This is a genomic window from Streptomyces sp. SBT349 (assembly GCF_001083795.1).
GTDB lineage: Bacteria > Actinomycetota > Actinomycetes > Streptomycetales > Streptomycetaceae > Streptomyces.
This window is the reverse complement of record NZ_LAVK01000575.1, coordinates 1-2,666: the sequence shown is the minus strand read 5'-3', so window position 1 is coordinate 2,666 and position 2,666 is coordinate 1. Positions and strand designations below refer to the sequence as shown.

At 69.5% G+C, this 2,666-nt stretch carries 2 protein-coding genes and 1 pseudogene; all 3 read left to right on the top strand.

Features of this window, described 5'->3' with window-relative positions; genetic code table 11:
- Window positions 1-268, top strand: a pseudogene (locus ADY01_RS34760) (hypothetical protein); the annotation flags it as partial.
- Window positions 269-594: 326 nt separating this feature from the next.
- On the top strand, window positions 595-2,031 hold the full coding sequence (amrS, locus tag ADY01_RS34755; RefSeq protein ID WP_049580796.1) for an AmmeMemoRadiSam system radical SAM enzyme: 1,437 nt from the start codon (window positions 595-597) through the stop codon (window positions 2,029-2,031).
- Between the two features lie 31 nt (window positions 2,032-2,062).
- Complete coding sequence (locus ADY01_RS34750; RefSeq protein WP_078900869.1) at window positions 2,063-2,443, top strand: cupin domain-containing protein; 381 nt, start codon at window positions 2,063-2,065, stop codon at window positions 2,441-2,443.
- Window positions 2,444-2,666 lie beyond the last annotated feature (223 nt).

Sequence of the window (2,666 nt, the reverse complement as noted above, 5' to 3'; positions counted from 1 at the left end):
GATCCCGCGCGGTCGCCCCCTCCCCGACACCGACTGGAAGGCCAGCCTGCAACGGCTGCGCACCGACCCGTCGTTGCGCTACACCGAGGCCGGCCGCCTCGTGCTCCGCGTGCTCGACGCCCACATGTCGGCGGCCGACCAGTTGCAGCACCTCGCGGCGATGCTCCCCGAGCACTGCCTGCGCACCCTCGCCGACTTCGCGCTCAAGTGCGCGGAGGACTGCGCACGCTTCTCCGTCCTGCTGGATCAGCGCAGCGCCACGGACTGAACGGGGCCGCCCGCGCGAGCCGCGGTCGATCCGGCGTCGGTTGCCCGCCCCGTTCTTCTGCCGATAAGCTCGTTTTCGTCGGATTCTCCACGCCTCGTCATCGCCTACGGGAGAGCGCCGCACATTCAGCGGGACGAATGCGGTGACTGTTATGCGCGCGATCCCGTCCGCCCGGTGGAGGCCATTTTCCCGGTGCACGAGCTGCCCGCCGCACGGCCGCTCCACGGAGAGGTCGACCGCGCGTTCTCCACCGCGGTCGGCGGACCCCGCCCGTGTCTCATCTCCTCCAACGACGGAATCCTCGAAGGACGGAAGGGGAACAGCAGGTGGCAGACAAGAAGTGGCAGGAAGGCGGCTATCCGGCGCGTCTGGAGGAGCGCCTTCCCGACGATGTCGTGCGGTGCCATCTCAGCCCGCGCAACTGCCGCATCAGACCGGGGCAGCACGGATTCTGCCGGGTCCGCGCCAATCGCGGCGGACGCCTGGTGAGCCTGAACTACGGCCGCTCCGTGCACGCCACCGAGGAGACGATCGAGACCGAGGCCGTCTTCCACTACGAGCCGGGCGCGCGCATTCTCTCGATGGGCAACATCGGGTGCATGCTCAACTGCGACTACTGCCACAACTGGAAAACGTCCCAGGCCCGTTATGTCGAGGACAAGGACGTCTTCCACTACACGCCCCAGGAAGTCGTCGACATCGCCAGGCGCCACCACATCGACGTGATCTCCTGGACCTACAACGACCCGGTCGTCTGGCACGAGTTCGTGGTGGAGACGGCGGCGCTGGCCAAGGAGGCCGGCATCGTCAACCTCTACAAGTCGGCGTTCTTCATCTCGGAGGAGGCCATCGACGAACTCATCCCCGTCATCGACATCTTCTCCATCTCCATCAAGTCGATCGACCCCACGTACTACCGCAAGATCACCAAGGGGTGGCTCCAGCCCGTGCTCGACGGGACCGAGAAGGTCTACCGCGCCGGCAAGCACGTCGAGGTCTCCACCCTCATGGTCACCGACCTCAGCGACGACGAGAAGACCGCCCACGACATCGGCGCGTTCGTCCTCGACCGGCTCGGCCCCGAAGTCCCCACCCACTACGTCCGGTTCCACCCGGACTACAAGATGACCAACACCATCAGGACCCCCGTCGACCGGCTGGAGGCCGCCCGCCGGGTGGGTCTGGGCATGGGCCTGCGCCACGTCTACCTCGGCAACGTCTACGACACCGAGTCGGCCAACACCCGCTGCCACGGCTGCGGCGAGCTCCAGATCACCCGCTACGGCCTCAACGCCCGCATCCTGGCGGTCACCCCCGAGGGCACCTGCGTCCGCTGCGGCGCCGACGCCTCCATCAAGCGGATCCCCGGCGGCGGACGCCGGCCCGCCACCGCCGGCGAGCTGCCGGAGGGCGGGACGTTCGACACGGCCACCTTCGACTGGTACGGCGACATCCGCGCCCTCCACGTCCAGGTGCGCAACGACTCGGCGCACCCGCGGGAGGTCTACTACCGGCGCGAGCGCCTCGGCGGCCGGAGCACCCCCTGGTCGGTGCTGCCCCTCCAGCCCCAGGAGAGCTACCGGTTCATCGCGGCCAAGTCCGAGACCGACGAGCGCGGCGTCGCCGTCGCGGTGCCGCCCGACTGCACCTCCTCGCTCCACCAGGTCTTCGACCGGGCGCACTTCCCGACCACCGAGGCGGGCAGCGGATCGCTGAACGCCGATGTCACCCCCCTGCCGCTCTTCGAGGGGCGAGCCCGCTGAGACGCCGGGGGCGCCGGCGAAAGGACGGACCATGACTGTCGACAACACCAGCCGCGCGTTCGGCGATGTCGTCACCGCGAAGAGCGCCGACATCACGGGGCGGGAGGCGTTCCCCCGGCTGACCCGGCGCGTGCTGGCCTTCAACGACACGCTGATGCTGGTCGAGCACGTGATGGAGGCGGGCTCGGTCTTCCCGCTCCACAGCCACCCCCACGAGCAGCTCGCCTATCTGATCTCCGGACACATCAGGGTCAGGGCGGGCGACGAGGAGTTCGAGGCCGTCGGCGGCGACAGCTTCGTCCTGAAGGGCGACGTCGAACACCAGGTCATCGCCGTCGAACGGTCGGTGGCCCTGGACATCTTCACCCCGTACCGGGAGGACTACGCCGCCTGGGCCGAGGACCCGTCCTGACGTCCGCTCCCCGCCGAACGCCCGCCGGGGCGGACCTCCGCCCCGGCCTCCGTCCGCCCAGGCCAGGTACCTCAACCGTGCGCCATCCACCTCAACCGTGCGCAAGAAAGGGGGGCGGTCCGTGACGGGAACCGTGACCCGCGAGCAGGAGCCCCACCCGCCGGCGGCGGCACCCCTGGCCATGGTCATCGGACCCACCCGCCCCGCGCCCTCGGTGCTGGAG

What these genes read in the sequence shown, in the direction of transcription:
- ADY01_RS34750 (WP_078900869.1), top strand. Translation starts at nt 2,063, where the DNA reads ATGACTGTCGACAACACCAGCCGCGCGTTCGGCGATGTCGTCACCGCG.